Source organism: Pedococcus soli, from assembly GCF_054782575.1.
Genome location: NZ_BAAGSF010000004.1, coordinates 914315 through 939368, shown reverse-complemented (window position 1 = coordinate 939368; position 25054 = coordinate 914315). Strand labels below are relative to the sequence as shown.

Below are 25054 nucleotides of genomic sequence, written 5' to 3'. Positions count from 1 at the left end.
CCGTTGACAGGTACCGGGTGCGTCGATTTACTCAAGGTACTCGTTTGGGCATCATCGCGCTCATATGAGCGCGAGTCAAACGAGAGCCGTCAAAGGCGACGGAGGAGGACGCGTGCGTAGTCGAAACTCCCGGGCCGCGCTGGTCGCATCAGCGATCGGCCTGGCCCTCAGCCTCTCGGCGTGTGCCGGGTGGGGCGGCGGCGGAGTCGGCGGCGGTGGGGCGGACAGCATCAACGTGCTGATGGTCAACAACCCGCAGATGGTCGACCTGCAGAAGCTCACCGCCGACAACTTCACGAAGAAGACCGGGATCCGGGTCAACTACACCGTGCTCCCCGAGAACGACGTCCGCGACAAGATCAGCCAGGAGTTCTCCAGCCAGGCCGGCCAGTACGACGTCGCCTCCCTGAGCAACTTCGAGATCCCGATCTACGCCAAGGCCAAGTGGATCGCGCCCCTGGACGAGTACCTCGCCAAGGACACGGCCTTCGACCAGGGCGACATCCTCAAGCCGATGACCACCTCGTTGTCCAGCGACGGCAAGGTCTACGGCGAGCCCTTCTACGGCGAGTCGTCCTTCCTCATGTACCGCAAGGACGTGCTGGAGAAGAAGGGCATCACCATGCCGGCGAAACCGACCTGGCAGGAGGTCGCCGACATCGCCGCCAAGGTCGACGGCGCCGAGCCCGGCATGAAGGGCATCTGCCTGCGCGGGCAGCCCGGCTGGGGCCAGATCTTCGCTCCCCTCACCACGGTGGTCAACACCTTCGGCGGGACGTGGTTCGAGAAGAACTGGACCCCCGGTGTGAGCTCCCCCGAGTTCAAGCAGGCCGTCCAGTTCTACGTCGACCTCGTCCGCGCCCACGGGGAGAAGGGCGCGCCGCAGGCGGGCTTCACCGAGTGCCTCAACAACCTCGTCCAGGGCAACGTTGCCATGTGGTACGACGCCACCTCGGCCGCCGGCTCCCTCGAGGCGGACGACTCGCCCACCAAGGGCAAGTTCGGCTACGCCCCCGCCCCCGTGGTCAAGACCGACAGCGCCGGGTGGCTCTACGCCTGGTCGTGGTCCATCCAGCAGGCCAGCACCAAGAAGGACAACGCCTGGAAGTTCATCTCCTGGGCGAGCAGCAAGGAGTACGAGGAGCTCGTGGGCTCCCAGCTCGGCTGGACCAAGGTGCCTGCCGGCAAGCGGGCCTCCACCTACGAGAACGCCGACTACCTCAAGGTCGCGTCGGCCTTCGCCGAGCCGACCAGGTCTGCCATCGAGGCCGCCGACCCGGAGAACCCGGGAGCCCAGCCGCGGCCGGCGATCGGGATCCAGTTCGTCGACATCCCCGAGTTCCCGGACCTCGGCACGCAGGTCAGCCAGGACGTGAGCTCGGCGATCGCCGGAAAGACCACCGTCAACGAGGCCCTCGACAAGGGCCAACAGCTCGCCGAGGACGTCGCCGAGCGCTACCAGTCGAGGGGGCAGTGATGTCGTCGAGCACCGCAACGAGACCGCCGACCGAGCAGGTCCGCAACCCCGAGCCCAGCAAGGCCCTGCGCCGTTCGGGCGACTGGGCGCGCAGGGCGCCACTGCTGCCGGCCCTGATCTTCGTGATCGTCATGACGCAGCTGCCCTTCGTGGCGACCCTGGTCATCTCGTTCATGAACTGGAACGCCTACTACCCGGACGAGCGCGGCTTCACCGGGTTCGACAACTTCGCCCGCGTCTTCACCGACACCAACACGCGCCAGGCCGTGTTCGTCACGATCCTGCTCACCGTCTCCGTCGTTCTGGTCAGCCTGTTGCTGGGACTCGGCATCGCGCTCCTGCTGGACCGCAAGTTCCGGGGCCAGGGCATCGTCCGCACGATGATGATCACGCCGTTCCTCATCGTCCCCGTGGCCGCGGCACTGCTGTGGAAGCACGCGCTCTACAACCCGGAGTACGGACTGTTCAACGGGCTGCTCAAGACGGTGTTCGGGGACAACGCCCCCCAGCCGGACTGGATCACCAACAACCCGCTCATCGCGATCATCGCGGCGCTCGTCTGGCAGTGGACGCCGTTCATGATGCTCATCCTGCTCGCCGGCCTGCAGAGCCGGCCGCTGGACGTCGTCGAGGCCGCCCGCATCGACGGCGCGGGAGCCTGGCAGATCTTCCGCTCGATGACCCTGCCGCACCTGCGCCAGTACATCGAGCTGTCGGGTCTGCTCGGCGCCATCTACGTGGTGCAGAACTTCGACCACGTCTTCACCATCACCAGCGGTGGTCTGGGCACGGCCAACCTGCCGTACTTCATCTACCAGACCTTCTACACCGCCCAGGACTACGGGCGGGCCTCCGCGGCCGGCGTCGTCGTGGTGATCGGCACGATCCTCATCGCGACCGCAGCCCTGCGCACCGCGTTCAGCCTGTTCAAGGAGGAGTCCTGATGAGCACCACCACCTCGAGCACCGGGACCTCGGACCCGGGGACGTCCTCCGGCACGCCGCGCCACACCGAGGTCCGGCACGCGAAGCCGCCACGCTCCGGGATCCTGCTGTCCGGCGCAGCCTGGGTGATCGGGTTCCTGTTCGCCCTCCCCGTCCTGTGGATGGTCCTCACGTCGTTCCACAACGAGAACGACGCCGCCAAGAACCCCCCTGACGTGTTCGCGCCGTTGTCCCTCGACGGTTACCGCTCCTTCTTCGACGCAGGACCCTGGCCGCCCCTGCTCAACTCCCTCACGGCGAGCATCCTGTCGACGGCGCTGGTGCTCCTGCTCGCCTTCCCGGCGGCCTACGCCCTGTCGATCCGTCCGGTGAAGAAGTGGACGGACGTCCTGTTCTTCTTCCTCTCCACCAAGATGCTGCCGATCGTGGCCGGCATCCTCCCGCTCTACCTCTTCGCGCAGAAGGTGGGCCTGCTCGACAACATCTGGTGGCTGATCCTGCTCTACACCTCGATGAACCTGCCGATCGCGATCTGGATGCTGCGCTCGTTCCTCGCCGAGGTGCCGGTGGAGATGCTCGAGGCAGCCTCGGTCGACGGGGCGTCCCTCACCCGGACGCTCAAGGACATCGTCGCCCCGGTGGTCATGCCGGGGATCGCCTCGGCAGCACTGATCTGCTTCATCTTCAGCTGGAACGAGCTGCTCTTGGCCCGCGTGCTGACCAGCACGGTGGCGGGAACGGCGCCGGTGTTCTTGACTGGGTTCGTGACCAGCCAGGGCCTGTTCCTCGCCAAGGTCTGCGCAGCGTCGTTCGTGGTGTCGCTCCCGGTGCTGGCCGCCGGGTTCGCCGCGCAGGACAAGCTCGTGCAGGGCCTGTCGATGGGGGCCGTCAAGTAATGGGGACCACGCCCGTCCGGCTCGCCGAGGCCCACCTCGGCGAGCTGGACCCCCGGGTGGCCCGCCCGGCCTACGACCGGTCGCAGGTGACGGCGGGCATCGTCCACTTCGGCGTGGGCGGGTTCCACCGCGCCCACCAGGCGATGTACCTCGACGCCCTGATGAACGACGGCGAGGCCCTCGACTGGGGGTTGTGCGGGGTCGGGGCACTCCCCCACGACCGCCGCATCATCGACACGCTCAAGGCCCAGGACGGCCTCTACACGCTCGTCGTCAAGCACCCGGACGGTCGGCGCGAGCCCCGGGTCATCGGGTCGGTGGTGGAGCTCCTGTTCGCCCCCGACGACCCGCAGGCCGTGGTCGACCGGCTCGTCGACGAACGCACCCGCATCGTGTCGCTGACCATCACGGAGGGCGGCTACCTCGTCAACCAGGTGACGGGGGAGTTCGACGCCGATGACCCGTCGATCCAGGCCGACCTGGTCGACGGCGCCGTCCCCAGCACGGTCTTCGGCTACCTCACGGCTGCCCTCGCCCGGCGCCGGGACGAGGGGCGCGCGCCGTTCACCGTGATGAGCTGCGACAACCTCCCCGACAACGGCGACGTGGCCCGGCGGATGATCTGCGCGTTCGCGCGGCTCAAGGACCCGGGCCTCGCCGACTGGATGGAGACCGAGGTCGCTTTCCCCAACTGCATGGTCGACCGGATCACGCCGGTCACCGCTCCCGAGGACATCGAGCGGCTGCGCGAGGAGTTCGGCGTCCAGGACGACTGGCCCGTCGTGTGCGAGCCCTTCACCCAGTGGGCGCTCGAGGACCGGTTCGGGCAGGGGCGCCCCCCGTTCGAGGACGCCGGCGTGCAGATGGTCGAGGACGTCGTGCCGTACGAGCTGATGAAGCTGCGGCTGCTCAACGCCAGCCACCAGGCGCTGTGCTACCTCGGCCACCTCGCCGGCTACCGCTACGCCCACGAGGTCTGCCAGGACCCGTTGTTCGCCGGCTTCCTGCTCGCCTACATGGAGCGCGAGGGCAGCCCGACCCTGCCGCCGGTGCCCGACGTCGACCTCGACGCCTACCGCCACGAGCTCGTCGCGCGGTTCGCCAACCCCGAGGTGCGCGACACGCTGGCGAGGCTCTGCGCGGAGTCCTCCGACCGCATACCGAAGTGGCTCGTGCCGGTCATCCGGGCGAACCTGCGCGACGGCGGCGAGATCGAGAGGTCCGCGCTCGTGGTGGCGTCGTGGGCGAGGTACGCCGAGGGGCGCGACGAGCAGGGGAAGCCGATCGAGGTCGTGGACCGGCTCAAGGACCGCGTCATGGCCGCGGCCGCGAGACAGGGCGAGGACCCGCTGGCGTTCATCCGGGACCGCGACCTGTTCGGGGACCTCGCCGAGGACGAACGCTTCGCCACGGCGTACACCGCTGCGCTGGAACGCTTGCACGACGTCGGCGCACGGGCAACGCTGGAGGCCCGAGCGGGCGACGACGCCCGACCGGTTCCCACCGCGTGACCTGTCTCGACACCCTCGAACCGACGTTGGAGAACTCCTGATGCGTGCTGCCGTCCTCAACCGTCCCGGCGTGGTCGAGGTGGTGCAGCGACCCGACCCGACCCCTGCCGCGGACGAGGTCCTGGTGCGCGTCCACGCGGTCGGCGTCTGCGGGTCCGACACCCACTACTTCGACCACGGCCGGATCGGGCGGTTCGTCGTGGAGTCACCGCTCGTCCTCGGCCACGAGACGTCCGGTGTGGTCGAGGCGGTCGGTGCCGACGTGGACCCCTCACGGATCGGCCAGCGGGTCTCCCTCGAGCCCGGGGTGCCGTGCCGGGCGTGCGAGCAGTGCCTCGCCGGGCGCTACAACCTGTGCCCGGACATGGTCTTCCACGCCACTCCCCCGGTCGACGGGTCGCTGGCGGAGCTGGTGGCGATCCACCACGCCTTCGCCCACCCTGTCCCGGACAGCGTGAGCGACGAGGCCGCAGCCCTGCTCGAACCGCTGTCCGTCGGCGTCTGGGCCTGCCACAAGGGTGGGGTGGGTCCGGGTTCCCGCGTCCTGGTCACCGGGGCCGGCCCGATCGGCCTGGTCTGCGTCCAGGTGGCCAAGGCGTCCGGCGCGAGCGAGATCGTCGCCGCCGACCTCAACCCGGACCGCCTCGCGGTCGCGAGGCAGCTGGGTGCCACCCGCACCATCAGCTCGGGGTCGGAGTCCGTCGCCGACGGGTATGCCGCGGGGCCGGCCCCCGAGGTCCTGCTCGAGTGCTCGGGGCACCCCGGCGCCACGGCGGACGGCATCCGCGCCCTGGCCCCCGCGGGCCGTGCGGTCCTCGTCGGCATGGGCGGCGACGAGATCACCCTGCCGCTGTCGACGATCCAGGAGCGCGAGCTCGTCGTGACCGGGACGTTCCGCTACGCCGGCACCTGGCCGACCGCCATCGCCCTGGCCGCCTCCGGGCAGGTGGACCTCGAACGCCTCGTCACCGGCAGGTTCGCGCTCGAGGACACCGCTGCCGCCCTGACCGCCGCCCGCGACACCGCGGGCGCCATCAAGTCGGTCATCGACCCGCGGCCGACGGCCCGGTCCGCCGCCGACCCCGCCGAGGCCGCAGGTGGCCCGCGTGGCTGACGGCGGACGCACCCTCGTCGCCGGGGTCGACTCCTCGACGCAGTCCACCAAGGTCGTCGTCTGCGACGCCGCGACCGGGGAGATCGTCCGCTCCGGGCGTGCACCCCACCCGGACGGGACCTCCATCCACCCCGACCGGTGGTGGGAGGCCTTCACGGCCGCCACGGCCGACGGGCTGCTGGACGAGGTGGCGGCGATCGCCGTCGGGGGTCAGCAGCACGGCATGTGCGCACTCGACGAGTCGGGGGCAGTGGTGCGAGATGCGTTGCTGTGGAACGACACTCGCTCGGCCCAGGCTGCTCGAGACCTCACCGACGAGCTGGGCGGGGCGCAGGAGTGGGTGCGACGCACCGGCTTGGCCCTGGTGCCGAGCTTCACCGTGACCAAGGTCCGCTGGCTGGCCGACAACGAACCGGAGAACGCCGCACGCGTCCACGACGTCGTCCTCCCGCACGACTGGCTGACCGCCCAGATCCTCAAGCAGGGCAACGGTTTCGAGCGCTACACCACCGACCGCGGGGACGCGTCCGGCACCGGCTACTTCTCCAGCACCTCCGACTCGTACCTGTCCGACCTGCAGGAGCTAGCCCTCGGACGGGTCTTCGGTGTCCCGGCGGTGCTGGGTCCGCACGAGGTCGCGGGTCGCACCGACAGCGGGATGGTGGTCGGTCCCGGCACGGGCGACAACGCCGGCGCGGCCCTGGGCCTGGGCCTGCGCACGGGTGACGTCGTGGTGTCGCTCGGCACGAGCGGAGCGGTCTTCGCGGACGCCGACCGGCCGGTGGCCGACCCCAACGGGCTCATCGCCTCCTTCGCGAGCGCCTCAGGCGGCCACCTGCCCCTGATGGCCACGCTCAACGCGGCCCGGGTGCTCACGGCCGCCGCCCAGCTGCTCGACACCGACCTGCAGGGCCTGGACCGGCTTGCCCTCGCCGCCGAGCCGGGGGCCGGGGGTCTGACCCTGCTGCCGTACCTCGACGGCGAGCGCAGCCCGAGCCTCCCGGACGCCACCGGCACCCTGGCCGGTCTGACCCGCTCGAACGCCACCCCCGAGAACCTCGCCCGGGCCGCCGTCGAGGGCATGCTCGCCAACCTCGTCGCCGGGGTGTCCGACGTGCGCAGGCTCGGCCTGCCGGTCGAGCGCATCGTGCTGATCGGTGGCGCCTCGGCCTCCGGCGCCGTCCGGGCGGTGGCCCCCGGCCTGTTCGGGGTGCCGGTGGCCATCCCCGAGCCGGGCGAGTACGTCGGCCTCGGCGCCGCCCGTCAGGCTGCGTGGGCGCTCGCGGGTGGGGAGCGTCCCCCCGCCTGGGAGGTCCGGTACGAGACGACGCTCGAGCCGCCGGCCGGCGACGAAGGAGCCGCGGTCCTGGAGCGCTACGCCGCGCTGCTGGCGACGGTGCACGGCGCCTGAGCCGTCGCGCCCTGCTCGCCGGTCCCGCGGTGCAGGCCGGCACCGCGGCGACGGGTCCTGCGCGCCAGGTGCTCGGCAGCGACGAGCACCACGAGCGCTCCGACGGTCAGGGCCGCCCCGTCCCAGAGGGTGGAGGTGTAGCCCAGCCCTGCGGTGATGGTCACGCCGCCCAGCCAGGCACCGGCGGCGTTCCCCACGTTGAAGGCCGCGATGTTGGCCCCGCTGGCCAGGGTCGGTGCCGAGCCGGCATACGTCATGATCCGCATCTGCAGCCCAGGGACGGTGGCGAACCCGAACGTGCCCATGAGCACCAGGCTGACCACGGCCATGACCGGGGACGACGCGGTCGCGGCGAACACGCCCATGACGAGGGCGAGCGCCCCGAGCACCACGGTGAGGGTGACCGGGACCGACCTGTCGGCCGCGCGGCCACCGGCCCAGTTGCCGGCGAACAGCCCCAGCCCGAACAGGACCAGCAACCACGGCACGGTCGCCGAGGCGAACCCGCTGACCTGCGTGAGCGTGTAGGCGATGTAGGTGAACGCCCCGAACATCCCACCGAACCCGAGGACGGTCACGAGCAGCGACAGCCAGACCTGCCCGGACCGGAATGCCCCGAGCTCGTGGCGCAGGCCGGGCTCGTCGGCGGAGACCGGCTGGGAGGGGACGAGCGTCGCCATGCCGACCAAAGCGATGACACCGATCACCGTGATGGCCCAGAACGTCGAGCGCCACCCCAGCTGCTGTCCGAGCAGGGTGCCGAGCGGGACGCCCAGGACGTTGGCGGTCGTCAGGCCCGCGAACATCATCGCGATCGCACCGGCCTTCTTCTCCGGCGCGACGAGGCCGGCGGCGACGACCGCACCGATGCCGAAGAAGGCGCCGTGGGTCAGGGCGGCCAGGATGCGGCCGAGCAGCATCACCTCGTAGGTTCCCGCGAGCGCGGAGACGAGGTTGCCGGCGATGAACAGCACCATCAGGGCGGTGAGCACGTGCTTGCGGTTGAAGCGGGTGACGGCGGCGGTGAGGCCGATCGCGCCGACCGCGACGGACAGGGCGTAGCCGGAGATGAGCCAGCCGGCGGTGGCCTCGTCGACGGCGAAGTCGGTTGCCACCTCCGGGAGCAGCCCGGCGATGACGAACTCGGTGAGTCCGATGCCGAAGCCGCCGAGGGCGAGGGCCAGGAGGGCGATGGGCATGGGTGCGGGTCCTTCGGGTCGGGGAGAGGGCGAGCCATGGCGGTGCTGACCTCGCGAACTGGTATGCCGCGTGTGCAACTACCAGCGCATGCACCAAGTTAGTTGCACACGCGCGTTATTGCAAAAGCGGGTTACGATGGACGCATGGGAATCGCCGACGACGCCGTCGAGGTCCGCGCCCAGGGCTGGCGCACGCTGGCCGCCCTGCACGGCCACATCGAGGGCGCCCTGGAGCGGGAGCTGACCACGACGCACGCGCTGTCCGTCGTGGAGTTCACCGTGCTCGACGCGCTGTCGCGCCAGGACGGGTGGCACATGCGGATGTCGCAGCTGGCCCGAGCCGCAGCACTGTCCAACAGCGCCACCACCCGCCTCGTCAACCGCCTCGAGGACCGCGGGCTGATCACGCGCATCCTGTGCGCCGACGACCGACGGGGGATCTACACCGAGCTCACCCCGGCCGGGTCCGCCCTGTTGGACGACGCCCGGCCGACGCACCACCGGGTGCTCGAGCAGGCCCTGGAGTCGGCCGCCGAGGTGCCCGAGCTCGCTCCGCTCGTCGACTCGCTCCACCGACTGCCCAGCACCGTCGGCGCCTGAGCAGCGAAACCCCTTGCCGCGTCGCGCGGGACGCGGTGAGGATGGCGGGCATGAGCTACCCACCCCCGCTCTACGACGGCGAGACCGGTGAGGTCAGTGCGACCGTGCGCGCGACGGACTCCGGGCCGGAGCTGACCTACCCCAACGGCAACCGCGTGCACTACCTCTCGACGGGGGCGTCCACCGGCGGCCTCTTCGGGCTCTACCGCTGGGAGTTCGCGCCCGGGCGCAGCGGACCCGGTGCCCACTTCCACCGCACCCTGACCGAGTCCTTCTACATCCTCTCCGGCGAGGTGACGATCTACGACGGGACCGCCTGGCGGGTCACCCGCCCCGGCGACTACCTCCACGTCCCGGCGGGTGGGTTGCACGGCTTCCGGAACGAGTCCGGCGCCGAGGCGTCGATGCTGCTGCACTTCGCGCCCGGAGCCCCGCGCGAGGCCTACTTCGAGGGCCTGGCCCGGGTCGCGGCCGGCGAGACGATGACCGAGGCCGAGCGGGACGAGTTCATGCGCCACCACGACAACCACTGGGTCGAGGACTGACCGACCCGTCAGGCCGACGAAGGCGCCTCGAGCAGGGCGGACAGCTGCAGCCGCAGGGCCAGCCGCACGACCGGGTCGTCGAGGTCGAGCCCGGCGAGGTCGGCGATGCGGTTCATCCGGTAGCGCAGCGTGTTGGGGTGCACGTGGATCGACCGGGCGGCGCGTCCCGGCGCCCCCGGGTGGTCCAGCCAGGCGGCGAGCGTCAGCAGGTGGTCGCTGGAGTGCTCACGGTCATGGTCCGCGAGCACCGCGAGCGGCCCGAGGACGTCGCCGTCCCTCAGCGACGCGCAGGCCCGGGCCACGGTCACCCGGGCCCAGACGTCCTCGTGGACCGTCGACGCCGTGGCCGCGTCGGTCGAGGAACCGACGACTCGCTCGACCTCCAGGGCCTCGGCCTTGGAGCGCTCGAGCTCCGCGACGGCATGCGCCGGCCGGCCCGCTCGGGCCGTCAGCTCCAGGGACTCCCCCCGGGCCCGGTCGACCACGGCCGTGAGCCACCCCCAGGTCCCCGGCACCAGGGGGTCGTCGCTGTCGCGCACCACGGCATACGCCCGGCCGTCGAGGTCGGCGAGCAGCGGCTGGTTCCAGGCGTGCCGACGGGACACCGACTCCCAGAGGTCGAGCAGGCGCGCAGCGCCGCCCTCACCGCCGAGGCAGACCACCCGCCACGGACCCGGAGGCAGCCACGAGTCGGCGCCCACGGTGCTGCCGGACAGGACGCCGCGCAGGCGGTCGGCCGCGACCCGACGGGAGAGGTCCGCCTGCGCCCGCAGGCGCAGGAGGTGGAGGGCGACCACCGACGACGTCTGGACCAGCTCGGCGACGAGGTCGGCCGGGGGGCGCTCCTCGACCACGGCCCAGATCGACCCCAACCACTCACCACCGGCACGGACGGGCACGACGAGCCGGGGCAGCAGTCCGTTCGGGTCGGCAGGCACGAAGACGGGCTCGTCCGAGCGGGCGAGCCGGCGGAAGACACCGCGGGCCCGCAGGCTCGCCAGCACCTCGTCGGGCACCCGGCGCCCGACGATCGTGGAGACGCGGGCGGGGTCGGTCATGTCCTGGCGCGAGGAGTAGGCCAGGACCCGGGACTGGGCGTCCTCGATGGTCACGGGGGCGTCGACCAGGGCCGCGGCGGCGTCGGCGAGTGCGAAGAGGTCGTCCTGCACCGGCGCATCCCCGCGGCGGTCGCCCGCAGTGGTCGAGGCCCGGTCGATGACGCCCCGGAGCAACCACACGACGTGCGCCCACGACGCCTGCTCGGCCAGCCCCACGAGCGCCAGGCCGGCACGCCGCGCCCGGTCACGGACCTGACGGCGGGCGGCGAGGTTGCGGCGCAGGACGAGGCCGCCCGCCCCGGCCGCCGACGCGGCGTCGACCAGCGCGACCGCCGCCTCCACCGTCTCGACCCCCACGCCGAGCACCAGGTCGCCGGGCTGGCCGACGACCCCGTGCCCGGGCTCGGCGATGGTGAGGTCGTCCACCTCGCCATGGGAGGGGTCGACCCCCAGGGTGAGGAGACCGGCCAGCGTGGCGGTGAGGTCGGCGATGCTGAGCACGCCTCCACTGTCCCATGCCGTTGTGCCCGCAGCACAAGATCGGCCCAAGGATCTGTGCCGCTCACCCAGTGCGAGGGCACCCCGCCGGCACGAGCATCGATGCATGGCCTCCTCTCGCCCCGTCACCGCAGCCGGTCTCCCCGTCCCCCAGCGCGTCGCCGTCGTCGGCGCGGGCATGGTGGGCCTGTCCACCGCCTGGTTCCTCCAGGAGCACGGCGTGGAGGTGACCGTCCTCGACCGCAAGGGTGTTGCCGCCGGGTCGTCGTGGGGCAACGCCGGCTGGCTGACGCCGGGCATCGCGACGCCGCTGCCCGAGCCCGCGGTCCTCAAGTACGGCATCCGCGCCGTCCTGTCGCCGTCCTCGCCGGTCTACGTGCCGCCGAGCGCCGACCCCAAGTTCCTCAAGTTCGTCACCGGCTTCACGAAGAACTCGACGATGAAGGCCTGGAAGAAGGCCATGGGCTCGCTCGTGCCTGTCAACGACCTGTCGCTGGAGAGCTTCGACCTGCTCAAGGCCGGCGGCGTGCAGGCCGACACCCGCGAGGCGAAGTCCTTCCTCGCGTCGTACCGCACCGAGGCCGAGCGGGTGACCCTGCTCGAGGAGATCGAGCACATCCACGCAGCGGGTCAGGCCATCGAGTTCGAGGCGCTCACCGGCGACCAGGCCCGTGCCATCGAGCCGAGCCTCTCCGACGAGATCGGCGCGGCCATCCTGCTCAAGGGCCAGCGCTTCGTCGACCCCGGTTCCTACGTCCACGCGCTCGCCGACTCGGTGCGGGCCCGCGGCGGCAAGATCATGGACGCCGCCACGGTCGCCGACATCCGCGACACGGGCAACGGCGTCGTCGTGACGACGGCCGAGGGCTCGGTCGAGGAGTTCGACGCAGTGGTCCTGGCGACCGGCGCGTGGCTCGGCAAGCTCGCCCGCAAGTTCGGCGTCAAGAACGTCGTCCAGGCCGGCCGCGGGTACTCCTTCTCCGTCGAGATCGACCACGTTCCCAACGGCCCGGTCTACTTCCCGGCCCAGCGCGTCGCCTGCACGCCCATCGGCGACCGCCTGCGCGTCGCGGGGATGATGGAGTTCCGCAAGCCCGAGGCCGCCCTCGACCAGCGCCGCATCCAGGCCATCGCCGACGCTGCCCGCCCGCTGCTGCGCGGCGCCAACCTCGACGACCGCCAGGACGAGTGGGTCGGCTCGCGCCCCTGCACCGTCGACGGCCTGCCGCTCATCGGCGCCACCAAGTCGCCGCGCGTCTTCGCCGCCGGCGGCCACGGCATGTGGGGCATCACCCTGGGCCCGGTCACGGGCCGCCTGCTCGCCCAGGCCATGGTCACCGGCAAGCAGGTCGACCAGCTCCGCCCGTTCGACCCCATGCGCTGAGTCCCAGCCACGCACCACCCACGCTTCCGCGAAACGCCGGTTGCGCGGCACACCTCGGGTTGTCGTCCCGCGGGTTGCCCCGCAACCGGCGTTTCGTCGTGTCGGGCCGAGCCCGTGGGAGCATGCGGCCCGTTGCAGAAATACCATAGGGGGGTATGGTGTGGGGCATGAGCATGAGCGACGGTCACCCGGGCTACCACTCCGAGAAGGCGAACCACCTCAAGCGGTTGCGCCGCATCGAGGGACAGGTCCGAGGGCTCCAGCGCATGGTCGAGGAGGACCAGTACTGCATCGACATCCTCACCCAGGTGTCGGCGGCCACGAAGGCGCTGCAGTCGTTCTCGCTCGAGCTGCTCGAGGAGCACCTGTCGCACTGCGTCGTCGACGCCGCCAGGAAGGGCGGGCCGCAGGCGCAGGAGAAGGTGCGCGAGGCGTCCGACGCCATCGCGCGCCTCGTCCGCTCCTGACCCCAGCGCGGCCCCGCGCCGCCCATCCCCACCCCATCCCGATCCCGAGGAGAACCCCATGAGCACCCAGACCTTCGACGTCGTCGGCATGACCTGCGGCCACTGCGCCAGCGCCGTCACCGAGGAGCTCAAGGCCCTCGACGGGGTCAACGACGTGCAGGTCGCCCTCGTCGCCGGCGGGACGTCCGCAGTGACGGTCGCGGCCGACCGCGAGCTCACCCCGGCTGAGGTGACGTCCGCCCTCGACGAGGCGGGCGACTACAGCCTGGCGCAGTGAACACCGCGACCCGGGTCGGCGCGTTCGGCGCGGGACTCGCGATCGTGTTCGCGGCGGCACTGGGCACCGGTCGCCTCGTCGGCCCGTTCGACACCGCCACCGCGCCGGCGGCCCACGCCGACATGGCGGGCGACCACGGGACCGACGACCATGGCAGCGAACACGGCTCGTCGACGACCGCGGTGACGCCGGTCGGGTTGAGCGCCACCGACCGGGGGTACCGCCTCGTCCCGGATGCCACGACCGTCGCGCCCACCACGAACGCCCGGGTGACCTTCCGGATCCTCGGCCCCGATGGGCAGCCGGTCACCCACTTCACCACCGCGCACGAGAAGCAGCTCCACCTCATCGTCGTGCGCCGCGACCTGTCCGGGTTCCAGCACGTGCACCCGACGATGGCCGCCGACGGCACCTGGTCGGTCACCGTCGACCTGAGCCGGCCGGGACAGTGGCGCCTGCTCGCCGACTTCGACCCCGCGGGCGTCACCCCCGGCCTCGTGCTGGGCACCGACCTCGCCGTCCCCGGTCGCTACGCACCGGTGGCCCTCCCCGAGCCGGCCCCGACGACCTCGGTGGGCGACTTCACGCTGCGGACCGTGGGCAACCTCTCCCCGGGCAGGAGCCAGCCGGTGGCCTTCACGATCGCGCGGACCGCCGGTGGGACGCTCGCGCTCGAGCCGTACCTGGGTGCCGGTGGGCACCTCGTGGTGCTGCGCGAGGGCGACCTCGCCTACGCGCACGCCCACGCGTCCACCGACCCCACCCCGGTGGCCGGTGGCGCTGCCGCGCTCGGCTTCCAGGTCGAGGCACCCGGGCCGGGCCGCTACCGGACGTTCCTTGACTTCAAGGTCGCTGGCGCCGTGCACACCGCCGCCTTCACCCTCGACGCCGCAGGAGCGACACCGTGACCGACACGACCAACGCCCCCATGAGCGCCGTCGACCTCGTCATCGGCGGTATGACGTGCGCCTCCTGCGCGACGCGGATCGAGAAGAAGCTCAACAAGATCGACGGCGTCACGGCCACCGTCAACTACAGCACCGAGAAGGCCAGGGTCACCTTCCCCGACACCGTCACCGCGGCCGACCTCGTCGCCACCGTCGAGAAGACCGGCTACACCGCCGAGCTCCCCCCGGAGCCGACGGTCGGGGCCGAGGCGGGCGACCCGCCACCCCGCGACGTCGATCCGACTGCAGCGCTGAGGCAACGCCTGCTCGTGTCGGTGCTCCTGGCGGTGCCGGTCGTCGCGCTGGCGATGGTGCCGGCGTGGCAGTTCCGCTACTGGCAGTGGGCCTCCCTCGTGCTCGCTGCCCCCGTCGTCGTGTGGGGCGGGCTCCCCTTCCACCGCGCGGCCTGGACCAACCTGCGTCACGGCGCGACCACGATGGACACCCTCGTCTCGGTCGGGACGATCGCCGCGTTCGGGTGGTCGCTGTACGCGTTGTTCCTCGGGACCGCGGGCGAGCCGGGCATGACGCACCCGTTCAGCTTCGCCATCGAACGCACCGACGGCGCGGGCAACATCTACCTCGAGGCGGCGGCGGGTGTGACCGCGTTCCTCCTCGCCGGACGGTATGCGGAGGCGCGCGCCAAGCGTCGCTCCGGCGCTGCCCTGCGGGCGCTGCTGGAGATGGGCGCCAAGGATGTCTCGGTGCTCCGCGGTCAGGGCCAGGCGGCCACCGAGGTGCGGGTCCCGGTGTCGGAGCTCGTCGTCGGGACGCGGTTCGTCGTGCGCCCCGGCGAGAAGGTCGCCACCGACGGCGAGGTCGAGGAGGGCACCTCCGCCGTCGACGCGTCGATGGTCACCGGCGAGTCCGTACCCGTGGAGGTCGGGCCGGGCAGCCGCGTGGTGGGCGCCACCGTCAACGCCGGCGGACGGCTCGTCGTCCGGGCGACCCGCGTCGGTGCCGACACCCAGCTGGCCCAGATGGCTCGTCTCGTCGAGGACGCCCAGAACGGCAAGGCCCAGGTGCAGCGGCTCGCCGACCGGGTGTCCGGGGTGTTCGTCCCGGTCGTCATCGTGCTGGCCGTCGCGACCCTGGGGTTCTGGGTGGGGACCGGGGCGGGGTGGAGCACTGCCTTCACGGCCGCGGTCGCCGTCCTCATCATCGCCTGCCCGTGCGCCCTCGGGCTGGCGACGCCGACCGCCCTCATGGTCGGCACGGGCCGCGGCGCCCAGCTCGGCATCCTCATCAAGGGACCCGAGGTGCTGGAGTCCACCCGTCGCGTCGACACGGTCGTGCTCGACAAGACGGGCACCGTGACCACCGGGCGCATGACGCTCGACGAGGTCGTCCCCGCGACCGGCGAGGACGCAGCCGAGGTGCTGCGCCTGGCCGGCGCGCTCGAGGACGCCTCCGAGCACCCGGTGGCACGACCCGTGGCCGCCGCGGCCCGGCAGGTTCTCGACGCGACGGGCGGGGCGTTGCCCGGCGTCGAGGACTTCGCCAACGAGCAGGGGCTCGGGGTCCGGGGCCAGGTCGAGGGCCGGGTGGTCCTCGTGGGACGTCCGCGGCTGCTGGCCGACTGGTCGGTGGCGGTGCCCACCGAGCTCACCGCCGCCCTGGCCGCGGCCCACGCCCGGGGGGCGACGGCGGTCGTCGTCGCCTGGGACGGCCGGGCCCGGGGAGTGGTCACGGTCGCCGACACCGTCAAGGAGGGTTCGGTCGAAGCGGTGGCCGAGCTGCGCCGGCTCGGGCTCACCCCGGTCCTGCTCACCGGCGACAACGAGGGCGCGGCCCGGCACGTCGCCGAGCTGGTCGGCATCGACGACGTGCACGCCGAGGTCCTGCCCCAGGACAAGGTCGAGGTCGTCAGGGGTTTGCAGGACCAGGGTCGCGTCGTGGCCATGGTCGGCGACGGCGTCAACGACGCGGCTGCCCTGGCCCAGGCCGACCTCGGGCTGGCGATGGGTACCGGTACCGACGTGGCGATCGAGGCGAGCGACCTCACCCTCGTGCGGGGAGACCTGCGGGTCGCCGCCGACGCGATCCGCCTGGCCCGGCGGACGTTGTCGACGATCCGCGGCAACCTCTTCTGGGCGTTCGCCTACAACGTCGCCGCGATCCCGTTGGCGGCTGCCGGACTGCTCAGCCCGATGTTCGCGGGTGGGGCGATGGCGCTGTCGTCGGTCTTCGTCGTCACGAACAGCCTGCGCCTGCGCACCTTTCGCTGACCGTCACCGCGTGGTGGCGTGGGCGACGCAGGTGCGGGCCGTCGGGCGCGCCTCGAGCCGGGCCTGCGGTATGGCGTCGCCGCACCGCTCGCAGATGCCGTACGTCCCGTCGTCGAGGCGGGCCTCGGCCGCGGCGATCTCGCGCAGGTGCGCCACCGCGGACGCGGCGAGGGCACTGGTCTGGGCCCGTTCGAACGCGATGGTCGCCCCCTCGGGGTCGTGCTCGTCGTCGGCGTTCGACCCCTCCGAGGCCTCGACGATGAGGGCGACGTCGGCCTCGAGGTCGCCGAGCCGGGCGAGCGTCGACTCCCGGTCGGCGGCGAGCAGCATGCGCGTCGTCGCGGCGCGAGCGTCGGAGGTCATCGCCCCAGCCTAGGAACCCCGTCCGACAGCCCTGCCCACGACGGTGCACCCTGCCCGTGGAACGGCGTGGGCAGGGTGCACCGTCGTGGGCTGGGCGCGGCGGCCGGTCAGGCGAGGGCGGACCGGCGACGCAGCGACCAGGCCAGCATCGACAGCCCGCCCACGGGGATCTCCATGCCGAACGTGAACGCCCGGTAGAGAAGCACGCCCGCGGCGGACATCGTCGGGTCGACCCCGAGCGTCACGAGCACCCCGGTCATCCCGATCTCGACCACCCCGGTGGCGCCGGGAGTGATGACGACCATCGACAGGATCCGCTCGACCGCGAACGCCGCCAGCACCACGGCCGGGCTCACCGCCGCGCCGAGCACCCGCAGGGACAGCCACAGCAACCCGGCCTGCAGCACCGCATAAGCGACCTTGCCCAGCGCCATCCGCCACCACCCCGAGGCGACGAGTGCGGCACTGTCACGGCGGAAGGCGGCGGCCCGGACGGCATACCCCTCGGTCGGAGGGGTGAGGAACCGGACCCGGGCGCTCACCCGGTCGGCCAGCCGCCCGAGGAACGTCACGGCACGGTCGTCCCGCGCCAGCAGCCAGAGGGCGACGACGACGGCGGTGAGCATCCCGAGGCCCACGTAGGCCGCCGTGCCCACCGCCCCGCCGGTCTCCACGCCCGCGGCAGCGAGCCAGAGGAGGGCGACGCCGGGGAGCGCGAGCTTGAGGGCCGTGTCGAAGAGATTGGTGACCAGGGCCCAGCGGGCGAACACCGGGGAGGCGAACCCCCACGAGCGGGCCATCCGCCAGTTGGCGACGGTGCCGGCGGCCCCGCCCAGGGGCAGGAGGTTGGAGACGAAGCTGCCGGTGAGGTTGAGCAGCAGGGCCCGGCGGTGCGAGAGGCCCGGCATGGCCGCCGTGAGGGCGGGCGTGTGCACCCAGAGGCCGACCAGCCAGACCACGGTGAGGAGCAGCAGGTGGGCCAGGGACAGCGACGCGAGCGCGTGGGCGATGTCTGCCCACTCGGCACCGGCCACCCTGGGGAGCGCCAGCGCGAGGATCCCGGTCGCGAGCGCACCGGAGAGGAGCAGCTTGGCGGCCCTCCCCCCGCCGCGACCGCCCCCCGGCGCGCGGCGGGCGGTCTGGTCCCGCGGGGTCGCACGCCGCACGGGGGCGGTCGTCGCCGGCGGCGGGAGCAGTCCGAGGTGGAGGGCCATGGCTGGACTCTGGCGGTCCGGGGGGTGGCGCCGCATCGGGGCTCGTACCCAGATCGACCCCCACTGTGACCAGCCCACTCAGGGTCGACCCCGAGTCGACGACCGGCCCGGCCGGGCTAGTGCACGTGGTCCATCCAGTCGGGGGGGACGGCGCCGGCCGGTCCGGGCACGGGCTGCTCGAGCGGGTGGTGCTGGGGGTCCGCGAGCTGCGGGCCGGTGAACCCTGCCTCGGAGCGGAAGTCCCAGAACCAGTCCTCGCCCGGTTCGAACGACCGGATCACCGGGTGGCCGGTGGCCTCGAAGTGGTGGCTCGCGTGCTGGCTCGGTGAGCTGTCGCAGCACCCGATGTGGCCGCACCCGGCACACCGACGCAGGTGCACCCACCAACCGCCGGCGGCCAGGCACTCGACACAGCCGGTGCCGCTCGGGGTGGCAGCGGGATCGATCCCGTCGGGCGCGGAACCGTCGGGGGACGTCTCGTCGGGGGTGGGTGCCATCGAAGACCTCCTGGCCGGGCCGGGTGGGTCGCGGTCACGGCCCGTCCGTCACGCTACTGCGGCCCGCCGCACTCGGCAGGGTGGTGGGGTCGCCGACGACCTACCGTTGAGGGCATGTCCCCGTTCAGCGGCCACCCCGAGCCCGATCCGGTCGGCCCCGGCCAGGAGTCCGTCTGGGCCTACCCCCGTCCGCCGCGCGTCGAGCCGTCCTCTGAGTCGGTCGAGGTGTGGGTCGGTGGCGAGCGCATCGCGCTCGCGACGCGGTCGTGGCGGGTCCTGGAGACGAGCCATCCACCGACGTACTACCTGCCGCGCGAGGCCTTCGTCGACGGCGCCCTGCGTCCGGCCGAGGGGTCGTCGTACTGCGAGTGGAAGGGCATGGCGTCCTACCTGGACCTCCTCGGCGGTGGCCGGGTCGCGCCCCGCGCGGGGTGGTTCTACCCGACCCCGACCCGGGGGTTCGAGGTGCTCGCGGGGGCGGTGGCCGTCATGCCCGGGGCGGTCGACCGCTGCGTCGTCGACGACGAGGTCGTCCGCCCCCAGGAGGGGGGCTTCTACGGCGGTTGGATCACCGACCGTGTCGTCGGTCCGTTCAAGGGACGGCCGGGCAGCTGGGGCTGGTGACCACCCGACCAGCGCGGGTGCTGCCTCAGCCGTCGATCCTCGCCCGGAGCCGGTCGACCGCCTCCTGAGCCGTATGGCGCGCCGCCTCGGCCGCCTTGCGGGCCCGCACCGCGTCAGTCACGGCCTCGAGCGCGCGCTCGTCGGCCTCTCGCGCCTTGGCCAGCTGGCGTTCGACGACGGCGATGCGGTCCCTCGTGTCGTCGGCGTGCTCGCGGGCACGTGCCACCGCGTCCTCGGCCGCGGCGTGGGCCGCACCGGCCGCCTCCAGCTCTGCCTCGGCCCGCGCCAACGACTCGGCAGCGCCGGCACCGTCCTCGGTCTCGTCGTCGGCCTCGCCGCTCGCCGCGGTGTCCCCGGCGGCGGTGGTGTCCTCGCCGTCCGCGCCGGTTCCACGCCCGGCGGTGGCACCGGCGCCGGGGGCGTTGCGCACCACCGACAAGATCGATCCGGAGGAGGTGCGCACGACCGCCTCGGACAGGTCGACCTCGCCGAACCCGCTGTAGGACAACGCCCTCGTGAGCTGCCCCGACGTCACGGCAGCGGAGGCCTCCTCGTCCGCGAGGGCGGCGATGACCGTGCCACGGACGTCGTCCTGGGCGGCTGCCGACAAGGTCCGTCCGGCGTCCGACACGAGGGCGGCCGCCGCCGCGACGAAGCCGGTGACGACACGGTCGCGCTCGGGTCGCAGGGAGGTCAGGGTCGCGGTGTCGAGGCGGGCCTGCGCCCCCCTCATGCGGACCCCGAGGTCGACGAGCTCCTCGACGAGGTCGGGGTCCTCCCGAGCGAGCAGGTTGACCGCCCACGCAGCCATGCTCGGCTTGCGCAGCGCGCCGATCGCCTTGGCACCCACGGTGTCCCCGTCGGCCCTGGCCGCGGCGGTGAGCTCTTTCCGCACGGCCATGAAATCGGTGGGGCTGGCGGCGTAGACCGAGCGCAAGGCCGCCGCGAGGTGCGCGGAGGCGTCCTCGGTGAGGTCGTCGGAGGAGTGCGAGTCGGGCACGACGGTGACGCTACGCCATACCTCCGGACGCGGGCCGGGCACGACGACGCCGGCGGGCACGACGTCGAGGCGGATCGCCCGCGGCGGACCGATGACTTCCGCCGCCCTCGCCGGTCCAATGGTCGAGGGCGGGCACCGGGCCTGCCGGGACACCAGGAGCCAGCCATGCCTCGCCAGTACCCGTGCCTGTGGTTCGACACCGACGCCGAAGCCGCCGCCGAGTTCTACACCTCGGTCTTCCCGAACTCGCGGATCGGCACCATCGCCCGCTACCCGGCCGGCTCCGGCGAGCGCGAGGGACAGGTGCTCACCGTCGCCTTCGAGCTCGACGGCGTCCCCTACCTCGCCCTCAACGGCGGCCCCGAGTTCACGTTCAGCGAGGCCATCTCGATCACCATCGAGGTCAAGGACCAGCAGGAGCTCGACCGCTACTGGGAGGCGTTGCTCGCCGACGGTGGCGAGGAGAGCATGTGCGGCTGGCTCAAGGACAGGTTCGGGTTGTCGTGGCAGGTGGTCCCGGAGAACTGGGACGAGATCGCCAGCGGTGACCCCGAGCGCGCCGGCAAGGTGTTCGGCGCGATGATGACGATGAAGCGGTTGGACATCGCCGCGCTCGAGGCGGCCGGCAACAGCTGACGCCGACGCACGCACCCCCGCGACCCACGCCGCCAGCGGACCGCGGACGGCGGACCGCGGACCGCGGACGGCGCTAGTCGGCCGTGCTCAGGTGGACCATGGCGTCGTAGAGCTGCGCGTCCGTCATCGGCGGTTCGGGCAGGGGGTGGGCGCGATCGGCGCGGTAGGCGTCGAGCATGAGGTGGAGGTGTCGTCGCCACGCCTGCGGAGCGGTCGTCCGCGTGGCATCGATCATCCGGCCGTTCGACCAGATCAGGTTGACGATGTCGGCCTGCGTGATGTCGGGGCGCGCCTCACCCGCGTCCTGGGCGCGGCTGAGCACGTCCTCGATGTGCTGGCACATCTCGTCGTGGATCCGCTCGGTCTCGGCGTTGCCGGGGAAGCGGCGCGAGAGGAAGTCGTTGAACCCCCGGTCACCGGCCTGCACCCGGAACAGGTTCTCCAGGTAGTAGGCGAACCCGTCCCAGGGGTCGTCGATCTCCAGGGCCGCGGTGGCACCGTCGAGGAACTCCCGGAGCCGGGGCTCGAGCGCCGCCATGAGCAGGTCCAGCCGCGTGGGGAAGTGGCGGTACAGCGTGCCGATGGCGACGCCGGCGTCCCGGGCGATCTGTTCCAGGGAGGCGTCCACGCCACGCTCGGCGAACTCGCGACGGGCGGCGGCGATGAGGCGGTCGTGACTCTCCTGGGCGTCGCGACGTCGGGCCGGACGCGCCTGGTCGACGTCGGTGGAGCTCACGTGGCCAACGTACCCCGGAATAACCTGAGGCACCCCTCCGGTTGTAGCCCATAACCGGAGGGGTGCCTCAGCTTGGCGCTCCGACGGACCACGGATCCGGACCCACCAAGGAGCACCACGACATGACCAGCATCAGCATCATCGGCTCGGGCAACATGGCCGCCGCGATCGGCACGCGCGCGGCGAGGCACGGACACACCGTCGAGATCATGGCCCGCGACAGCGCCAGGGCACAGGCCCTCGCAGAGCAGATCGGCCACGGGGCCACCGTCGGCTCGTATGGCGCACGACCGGCCGGTGACATCGTCGTCATCGCCGTCCTCTTCGCCGGGGCGGTGGACGTGGTCCGGCACTACGGCGAGGCGCTGGCCGGCAAGGTCCTCGTCGACATCACGAACCCCTTCAACGCCGACGCGAGCGGGCTGGCGACCACGGCCGGCCACTCGGTGTCCGAGCAGATGTCCGCCGTCGCCCCCGAGGGCGCGCACGTGGTCAAGGCCTTCAACACCATCTTCGGCGGGGTCCTGGCCGCCGACGAGCCGGTGGACCTGCTGTTCGCCGGGGACGGCACCGAGGCCAGGAGCGCCGTCGCCGCCTTCGTCGAGAGCCTGGGCCTGCGACCCCGCGATGCAGGGGAGCTCGACATGGCGCACGCCCTCGAGTGGGCCGGCCTCATGCTGGTGGGAGTTGCCCGCAACGGTGGCGGCTTCGACATCGCCCTCGGGGCCGGCACGCCCTGAGCTCCTCGCGGACGCGCCGCCTCGACCTCCCCGCAGAGGGAGTCCTAGGCGGCGCGGCCGGCGCCGAGCTCGCGGGTGATGCCCTCGACCGTCTCGTCGCCGAGCTTCTCGAACACCCGCTGCATCAAGGGCTCGGCCAGCTTGGCGATGCCGTTGAAGACGATGTGGGCGTGGTAGGTGACCTTGGAGCCTGACCCGTCGGGCTCGACGGTGATGTCGTCGGTGGAGGTTGCCGTCTTGTTCGTCCCCTTGAGGACCACGTGGTCGGGCTCGAGGGTGGTCAGCACGTAGTCGAGCTCGGTCTCGCGGCCCAGGACCTTCGAGGTGTTCTTCCACGTCGACCCGACCTGCACCGGCCCGCTGCCGACCCGCTCGCACCGCACCGTCCCGGGGTCCCAGGCGACGGCGTTGGAGAAGTCGCTGAGGTAGGCCACGACCTCCTGGGGGGAACGGGGGACGGAGAACGTGCGGATGACATCGACCATGGTTCGACGCTAACCCGGATGAAACCCCGGTGCCCTGTCGAAGCCCCGCCGCTACGGTGGCGAAGATGGACGCAGCGCCCCGGTCGACCCACCTGGCCGAGCGGATCCGCCGCGAGTTCGGCGTGGACGTGGACCGGCTGGTGCCCGTCGGTCTGGGCGGCGACACCGGCGCCGACCTCGTGCGCGTGGTGGCCACCGACGGCAGCGAGTACGCGGCGAAGACCAGTCGCGGCCCCCAGCCCGGGCTCGCGGTCGCGGCCCTCCTCGCGGGTCGCGGCGTGCCCGGCGTCCCGAGCCCGGTGCCCACCCGGGACGGCACCCTGGTCTCGGTCGCGCACGACGACGGATCGAGGCTCAGCCTCGTGCCCTGGGTGCACGGCCGCCGGGTCCTCGACACCGGTATGGCGCCACGCGAGTGGGTGCTCCTCGGCGAGCTCCTCGGCCGGCTGCACACCGTCCACCTGTCCCCGAGCGCACCAGGACCCGGGTCGGTGCTCGCCGACGTGCCGGTCGAGGACCATGACCCGCGGCGGGTGGTGGCGCAGGCCACGGGCTTCGGCGAAGTGGTCCGCCGCGCTGCGCTCGACGGTCCCGGCGACCCGGTCGTCGTCGAGGTTGTCGAGCTCTGGGACACCCACGGTCCGCGGGTCCTGGCCGTCGCCCACAGGGCCACCGAGCTGGCCGCCTCCCCCGCGTGGACCAACGCCCTCCGCGTCCTCTGCCACGGCGACCCGCACCACGGCAACCTGCTCGTCGACGGGAGCGGCCAGGTCCACCTGGTCGACTGGGACGACGCGGTGCTCGCGCCGAGGGAGGCGGACCTGATGTTCGTCGTGGGCGGCGTCTTCTCCCACGCGCCCATCACCGACGAACAGGTGCGGTGGTTCTTCCAGGGGTACTCACCCGTGACGGGGACCGGATCCGGCGACCTGGACGGTGACCTGTTGACCTACCTGCGCTGCGTGCGCAGCCTGGTCGACGTCCTCGACCTGCTCGAGCACGCCCTGGCCGTCGGCACCCATCCCGTGCCTGATCGGCAGGAGTCCGTCCGGTACGCCCGGGGAACCCTCGGGCCGGGCGGACTCCTGCCGCTCGCCCTGGGCTGACTCCGGAGCGGCCGGGGTCGCCGCGCGAGGGACGACCCTGCCGCTCTGGGACGATGGGCGGGTGAAACCCCTCGACCAGCTCACCGACCTCCCGCCGGACTGGTCGACGCGGGTGCCCTCCTCCACCGACGTCCCTGCACTGGTGCGCCTGGTCGCCCGCCACCACGAGGCGACACGGGGGGCCAGCTCGGTGGACGAGACCACCGTGGCCCTCGAGGTCGCCGGCCACGCCTCGTGGACCCGGCGCCAGCTGCTGGTCGTCGACGGGCAGGGCGAGGTGCGCGCCTGGGTCCGGGTGCACGACCGGGCTGCCGGCCGCACCGTCGTCGACCTCACGGTGGACCCAGGGGTCGAGGAACGCCACGCCGTGGCGGCTGCGTTGTTCGCGTGGTCGGAGCAGACGGCCCTCGACATCGCCGGCCAACGGGGCCTCGACGGCACGCAGCTGGACTCCGGCCGCCACGTCGGCGACGACGACCAGGCACGCTGGCTGGCCGCGGCGGCATACACGAAGGTCCGGACCTGGCTGCAGATGTCGCGGCCCGTCGCCGCGGCGGAGGCCGGGGAGGGCGTCCTGTCCGCGCCGAAGGAGGGGGTGACGGTGCGACGCGTCGCCACCCACGAGAACGGCCTGCCCGTGGCAGGGGACCTGCAGACGGTGCACCAGATGCTCGAGGAGTCGTTCGCCGACCACTTCAACTCCTACCGCGAGAGCTTCCCCGAGTTCGTCCAGCGGCTCCGCGAGGACCCCGGGCACCGCTGGGACCACTGGTGGATCGCGGAGGTGGAGACGGACGGGGTCGTCCTGCCCGGTGGGGCGATCGTCAGCTCGGTGCTGTCGGCCGACGCGAGTGGCGTGCAGGGGAGCTACATCGACTACATCGGGGTGCATCGTCGGTCCCGAGGGCGCGGGGTGGCGAAGGCGTTGCTGCACACCGTGATCCGCGATGCTGCCGAACGTGGGCGCAACCGCGTCAACCTCGAGGTGGATGCGGACTCCCCCACCGGGGCCGACGGGCTCTACGTCTCGATGGGCTGGGAGACGAGCTACCGCACGGAGTCCTGGCACCGCGACGTCACCCTTGCCGACTGACCCA

General features: G+C 72.4%; 26 protein-coding genes. 18 read left to right on the top strand and 8 right to left on the bottom strand.

Annotated elements, in window-relative coordinates; genetic code table 11:
- Window positions 1-112 precede the first annotated feature (112 nt).
- From ACYVKF_RS10475 to ACYVKF_RS10450, 6 genes are read left to right on the top strand one after another with little or no spacing between them, the layout of a single operon-like run.
- Window positions 113-1477, top strand: a complete 1365-nt coding sequence (locus ACYVKF_RS10475; RefSeq protein WP_460966386.1) for an ABC transporter substrate-binding protein — start codon at window positions 113-115, stop codon at window positions 1475-1477.
- Window positions 1477-2421, top strand: a complete 945-nt coding sequence (locus ACYVKF_RS10470) for a carbohydrate ABC transporter permease (protein WP_460966385.1) — start codon at window positions 1477-1479, stop codon at window positions 2419-2421. Before ACYVKF_RS10475 ends, ACYVKF_RS10470 begins: the two co-directional genes overlap by 1 nt.
- Window positions 2421-3317: a carbohydrate ABC transporter permease gene (locus ACYVKF_RS10465; protein WP_082580765.1), complete on the top strand. Its 897-nt coding sequence runs from the start codon at window positions 2421-2423 to the stop codon at window positions 3315-3317. Before ACYVKF_RS10470 ends, ACYVKF_RS10465 begins: the two co-directional genes overlap by 1 nt.
- A complete protein-coding gene (locus ACYVKF_RS10460; RefSeq protein WP_056916199.1) occupies window positions 3317-4828 on the top strand; it encodes a mannitol dehydrogenase family protein in 1512 nt (503 codons plus the stop codon). Before ACYVKF_RS10465 ends, ACYVKF_RS10460 begins: the two co-directional genes overlap by 1 nt.
- A 40-nt stretch (window positions 4829-4868) precedes the next feature.
- Entirely contained in the window at window positions 4869-5942 is a 1074-nt protein-coding gene (locus tag ACYVKF_RS10455; protein WP_460966384.1) for an NAD(P)-dependent alcohol dehydrogenase, read from the top strand.
- Window positions 5935-7353: an FGGY family carbohydrate kinase gene (locus ACYVKF_RS10450; protein ID WP_460966383.1), complete on the top strand. Its 1419-nt coding sequence runs from the start codon at window positions 5935-5937 to the stop codon at window positions 7351-7353. The genes ACYVKF_RS10455 and ACYVKF_RS10450 overlap by 8 nt, the downstream gene beginning before the upstream one ends.
- On the opposite strand, the gene ACYVKF_RS10445 is transcribed toward ACYVKF_RS10450, so the two are convergent.
- Window positions 7317-8552, bottom strand: coding sequence for an MFS transporter (locus ACYVKF_RS10445; protein WP_460966382.1), 1236 nt, complete (start codon window positions 8550-8552; stop codon window positions 7317-7319). The genes ACYVKF_RS10450 and ACYVKF_RS10445 overlap by 37 nt on opposite strands.
- 144 nt (window positions 8553-8696) lie before the next feature.
- Here ACYVKF_RS10445 and ACYVKF_RS10440 point away from each other — a divergent pair, with 144 nt between their 5' ends.
- Window positions 8697-9152, top strand: a complete 456-nt coding sequence (locus ACYVKF_RS10440; RefSeq protein WP_056916196.1) for a MarR family winged helix-turn-helix transcriptional regulator — start codon at window positions 8697-8699, stop codon at window positions 9150-9152.
- Between the two features lie 50 nt (window positions 9153-9202).
- Window positions 9203-9697, top strand: a complete 495-nt coding sequence (locus ACYVKF_RS10435; RefSeq protein ID WP_460966381.1) for a cupin domain-containing protein — start codon at window positions 9203-9205, stop codon at window positions 9695-9697.
- Between the two features lie 8 nt (window positions 9698-9705).
- On the opposite strand, the gene ACYVKF_RS10430 is transcribed toward ACYVKF_RS10435, so the two are convergent.
- Complete coding sequence (locus tag ACYVKF_RS10430) at window positions 9706-11256, bottom strand: PucR family transcriptional regulator (RefSeq protein WP_460966380.1); 1551 nt, start codon at window positions 11254-11256, stop codon at window positions 9706-9708.
- A 103-nt stretch (window positions 11257-11359) separates the two neighbouring features.
- On the opposite strand from ACYVKF_RS10430, the gene ACYVKF_RS10425 reads away from it, so the two are divergent.
- The 5 genes from ACYVKF_RS10425 to ACYVKF_RS10405 all read left to right on the top strand — a co-directional run bounded on the left by ACYVKF_RS10425 (window position 11360) and on the right by ACYVKF_RS10405 (window position 16556).
- Window positions 11360-12637: an NAD(P)/FAD-dependent oxidoreductase gene (locus ACYVKF_RS10425; RefSeq protein ID WP_460966379.1), complete on the top strand. Its 1278-nt coding sequence runs from the start codon at window positions 11360-11362 to the stop codon at window positions 12635-12637.
- Between the two features lie 167 nt (window positions 12638-12804).
- Window positions 12805-13104, top strand: a complete 300-nt coding sequence (locus ACYVKF_RS10420) for a metal-sensitive transcriptional regulator (RefSeq protein WP_460966378.1) — start codon at window positions 12805-12807, stop codon at window positions 13102-13104.
- A gap of 58 nt (window positions 13105-13162) precedes the next feature.
- Window positions 13163-13381 (top strand): heavy-metal-associated domain-containing protein, encoded by a 219-nt coding sequence (locus ACYVKF_RS10415; protein WP_056916191.1) that lies wholly within the window; start codon window positions 13163-13165, stop codon window positions 13379-13381.
- Window positions 13378-14289: a hypothetical protein gene (locus ACYVKF_RS10410; protein WP_460966377.1), complete on the top strand. Its 912-nt coding sequence runs from the start codon at window positions 13378-13380 to the stop codon at window positions 14287-14289. The genes ACYVKF_RS10415 and ACYVKF_RS10410 overlap by 4 nt, the downstream gene beginning before the upstream one ends.
- 20 nt (window positions 14290-14309) lie before the next feature.
- Window positions 14310-16556, top strand: coding sequence for a heavy metal translocating P-type ATPase (locus ACYVKF_RS10405; protein WP_460966928.1), 2247 nt, complete (start codon window positions 14310-14312; stop codon window positions 16554-16556).
- A 3-nt stretch (window positions 16557-16559) separates the two neighbouring features.
- On the opposite strand, the gene ACYVKF_RS10400 is transcribed toward ACYVKF_RS10405, so the two are convergent.
- From ACYVKF_RS10400 to ACYVKF_RS10390, 3 genes are all read right to left on the bottom strand, one after another.
- The gene (locus tag ACYVKF_RS10400) at window positions 16560-16919 is read right to left on the bottom strand and encodes a TraR/DksA family transcriptional regulator (protein WP_056916188.1); all 360 of its coding nucleotides are present in this window, start codon (window positions 16917-16919) and stop codon (window positions 16560-16562) included.
- Between the two features lie 107 nt (window positions 16920-17026).
- Window positions 17027-18133 carry a lysylphosphatidylglycerol synthase transmembrane domain-containing protein gene (locus ACYVKF_RS10395; RefSeq protein ID WP_460966376.1) on the bottom strand — a complete coding sequence of 369 codons (1107 nt, stop codon included), beginning with the start codon at window positions 18131-18133 and terminating at the stop codon, window positions 17027-17029.
- 116 nt (window positions 18134-18249) lie between these two features.
- Complete coding sequence (locus ACYVKF_RS10390; protein WP_460966375.1) at window positions 18250-18630, bottom strand: UBP-type zinc finger domain-containing protein; 381 nt, start codon at window positions 18628-18630, stop codon at window positions 18250-18252.
- Window positions 18631-18744: 114 nt separating this feature from the next.
- On the opposite strand from ACYVKF_RS10390, the gene ACYVKF_RS10385 reads away from it, so the two are divergent.
- Window positions 18745-19254: a DUF427 domain-containing protein gene (locus tag ACYVKF_RS10385; RefSeq protein WP_056916185.1), complete on the top strand. Its 510-nt coding sequence runs from the start codon at window positions 18745-18747 to the stop codon at window positions 19252-19254.
- Window positions 19255-19279: 25 nt separating this feature from the next.
- Here the strand turns inward: ACYVKF_RS10385 and ACYVKF_RS10380 are convergent, their stop codons facing one another.
- Window positions 19280-20254, bottom strand: coding sequence for a hypothetical protein (locus ACYVKF_RS10380; protein WP_460966374.1), 975 nt, complete (start codon window positions 20252-20254; stop codon window positions 19280-19282).
- Window positions 20255-20419: 165 nt separating this feature from the next.
- Here ACYVKF_RS10380 and ACYVKF_RS10375 point away from each other — a divergent pair, with 165 nt between their 5' ends.
- Window positions 20420-20890: a VOC family protein gene (locus ACYVKF_RS10375; protein ID WP_460966373.1), complete on the top strand. Its 471-nt coding sequence runs from the start codon at window positions 20420-20422 to the stop codon at window positions 20888-20890.
- A gap of 73 nt (window positions 20891-20963) precedes the next feature.
- Here ACYVKF_RS10375 and ACYVKF_RS10370 read toward each other — a convergent pair whose 3' ends face one another.
- Window positions 20964-21626 carry a TetR/AcrR family transcriptional regulator gene (locus ACYVKF_RS10370; protein WP_460966372.1) on the bottom strand — a complete coding sequence of 221 codons (663 nt, stop codon included), beginning with the start codon at window positions 21624-21626 and terminating at the stop codon, window positions 20964-20966.
- Between the two features lie 122 nt (window positions 21627-21748).
- On the opposite strand from ACYVKF_RS10370, the gene ACYVKF_RS10365 reads away from it, so the two are divergent.
- Window positions 21749-22366 (top strand): NADPH-dependent F420 reductase, encoded by a 618-nt coding sequence (locus tag ACYVKF_RS10365; RefSeq protein WP_460966371.1) that lies wholly within the window; start codon window positions 21749-21751, stop codon window positions 22364-22366.
- Window positions 22367-22410: 44 nt separating this feature from the next.
- Here ACYVKF_RS10365 and ACYVKF_RS10360 read toward each other — a convergent pair whose 3' ends face one another.
- A complete protein-coding gene (locus ACYVKF_RS10360) occupies window positions 22411-22851 on the bottom strand; it encodes an SRPBCC family protein (protein WP_460966370.1) in 441 nt (146 codons plus the stop codon).
- Window positions 22852-22916: 65 nt separating this feature from the next.
- Here ACYVKF_RS10360 and ACYVKF_RS10355 point away from each other — a divergent pair, with 65 nt between their 5' ends.
- Together ACYVKF_RS10355 and ACYVKF_RS10350 are read left to right on the top strand one after the other, a co-directional pair.
- Window positions 22917-23957: a phosphotransferase enzyme family protein gene (locus tag ACYVKF_RS10355; protein ID WP_460966369.1), complete on the top strand. Its 1041-nt coding sequence runs from the start codon at window positions 22917-22919 to the stop codon at window positions 23955-23957.
- A gap of 61 nt (window positions 23958-24018) precedes the next feature.
- Window positions 24019-25050 carry a GNAT family N-acetyltransferase gene (locus tag ACYVKF_RS10350; protein WP_460966368.1) on the top strand — a complete coding sequence of 344 codons (1032 nt, stop codon included), beginning with the start codon at window positions 24019-24021 and terminating at the stop codon, window positions 25048-25050.
- The last annotated feature ends 4 nt before the right edge of the window (window positions 25051-25054 follow it).